This is a genomic window from Humibacter sp. (assembly GCF_035547335.1).
GTDB lineage: Bacteria > Actinomycetota > Actinomycetes > Actinomycetales > Microbacteriaceae > Humibacter.
The window spans coordinates 1-1,861 of record NZ_DASZVF010000032.1 but is presented as its reverse complement, the minus strand read 5'-3'; the positions used below and the strand labels follow the sequence as shown (position 1 = coordinate 1,861).

General features: G+C 68.9%; 2 protein-coding genes. Both read left to right on the top strand.

From position 1 onward, the window contains the following. On the top strand, nucleotides 1-727 hold a 727-nt coding region (locus tag VHB92_RS07165; protein ID WP_325452850.1), incomplete at its 5' end, for an amidohydrolase family protein. Beyond that, nucleotides 711-1,861, top strand: a 1,151-nt coding sequence (locus VHB92_RS07160) for a class I adenylate-forming enzyme family protein (protein WP_325452848.1), incomplete at its 3' end; no start/stop codon positions are given. The genes VHB92_RS07165 and VHB92_RS07160, both read left to right, overlap by 17 nt.

Below are 1,861 nucleotides of genomic sequence, written 5' to 3'. Positions count from 1 at the left end.
GTGTGGCGACTCGGGCGGACGCCTGATTCCGCTGTGCCTGATCCCGTTGTGGGATCCGCAGCTCGCGGCGGCGGAGGTTCGCCGCAACGCCGCTCGGGGCGTACGAGCCGTTGCCTTCAGCGAGCTGCCGTTCCACCTCGGTCTGCCGACGATCCACTCCGGCCACTGGGATCCGTTCTTCCAGGCGTGCGCCGAGACCTCCACAGTCGTCGCGATGCACATCGGCTCCTCGTCCCGCATGCCGGCGACCACGCCCGACGCACCCCCCGCCGTGACGGCGACCCTCGCGTTCGGCAACGCGATGTTCTCGCTCGCCGACTTCCTGTTCTCCGGCGTCCTCGTGCGGTATCCCGACCTCAAGCTCTGCTACGCCGAAAGCCAGGTCGGCTGGCTGCCGTACATCCTCGAGCGGATCGACGACGTGTGGCACGACAACCAGGGTTGGGCGGACACCAAACGAATCCCCGAACCGCCCTCGTCCTACTACTACCGCCAGGTCTACGGCTGCTTCTTCAAAGACCAGCACGGCATGGACTCCCTCGCCCAGGTCGGCGTCGACAACGTCCTGTTCGAGACGGACTACCCGCACAGCGACTCGACGTGGCCGAACAGCAAGGCGGTTGCGGAGAAGCTGTTCGCTGGGATGCCCGAGGACGCGGTGTACAAGATCATGCGCGGCAATGCGATCCGGATGCTCGGCCTCGACCACCTTGCCCACAGTCGCTGACGCCTTCGACGACGCAGTTCGTCGGGACGGCGACCACGAGGCCTACGTCGAGGGCGACCGCCGGATCACGTTCGCGCAGTGGCTCGCACTTGCCGACTCGATGGCGGCCGAGCTCGTGGACCGCGGCGTACGCCCGGGCCAGGTCGTGGCGATCATGCTGCCTCCGTCGATCGACTTCGCAATCTGCTATGCCGCGATCGCCCGGTGCGGCGCGGTGGCGACCGCGCTCAACCTCCGGCTCGGGCCGCGCGAGACCGCCGCGATCTTCGCGGCCTGCGAGCCGGCGCTCGTCATCCACGACAAGACCGAGGCCGTCGTACCGCCGACCGACGCTGCACTGATCGAACGCACCGAGCTCGAGGCGATCTGCTCGCGCGACGGCCTCGGTGATCGACGGCCACGAGGCAAGGCGACCGATCCCGCGGTCATCATCTGGACGAGCGGCACGACAGGGAGCCCCAAAGGGGCCTGGTTCGACCACGACAACCTCGAGGCAGCCGTCGGGTCCGCCGGGGTCATGGCCGCCCGGCACGACCGACGGCTCGTGGCCACGCCGTTCGCGCACGCCGGCTATCTGGCCAAGCTGTGGGAGCAACTCCAGACCGCGACCACCATCGTGGTCAGCCCGACCCCCTGGCGCGCGGAGGACACCGCGCGCCTCGTCGTCGAGGAGCGGATCACAATGCTCGGCGCGGTACCGACGCAGTGGGCCAAGCTCACCGAGCTCCCACAGCTGCGGCCCGAGGCGCTGCCGCACCTGCGGGTGGGGATCTGCGCAACGGCACCGGCCTCGCCGGAGCTGATCGAACGAGTGCGCGAGCAGATTGGATGCCCACTCATCGTGCGCTACGCGATGACCGAGGCGCCGAGCATCACCGGCACCGATCCCGATGATCCTCCCGAGGTGCAGTCTCAGACTGTCGGCCGGCCGCAGGCCGGAGTGGAGATCCGGATCGTCGACGACTGCATCCAGGTGCGCGGTTCAACCGTCATGCGGGGGTACTGGCACGCGACGCAGGCGACGGCGGACGTGCTCGATGCGGAAGGCTGGCTGACGACCGGCGACCTGGGCCGGCTCACACCGGAGGGCAACCTGGTGCTCATCGGCCGCGCATCGGACATGTACATCCGCGG